Annotated in this window: 1 protein-coding gene; it reads left to right on the forward strand. The window is 44.6% G+C overall.

What is annotated here, in order from left to right; genetic code table 11:
• The coding region (locus tag H7U37_RS15430) for an IS3 family transposase (protein ID WP_204877051.1) at positions 1–221 on the forward strand (221 nt) is incomplete at its 5' end.
• Positions 222–267 lie beyond the last annotated feature (46 nt).

The raw sequence follows: 267 nt of genomic DNA on the forward strand, positions 1-267 counted from the left end.
GCATGAGCCGCAAAGGCAACTGCCTAGATAATGCTGTCATGGAAAATTTCTTTGGCTTACTCAAAAGTGAGTTGCTGTATCTGCAAGAATTTGAATCTATGGAGCACTTTAAGCGGGAACTGCTGGACTATCTGGACTACTACAACAACCGCCGCATCAAGGCAAAGCTAAAGGGCTTGCCGCCTGCAATACACAGACAGCAAGCCCTTTCGGCTGCTTAAACAATTTTTGCTTCCTAATATTGTCTAACTTTTGGGGTTCACTTCA

The organism is Pseudoflavonifractor phocaeensis, assembly GCF_016901735.1.
Taxonomy (GTDB): domain Bacteria; phylum Bacillota; class Clostridia; order Oscillospirales; family Oscillospiraceae; genus Pseudoflavonifractor_A.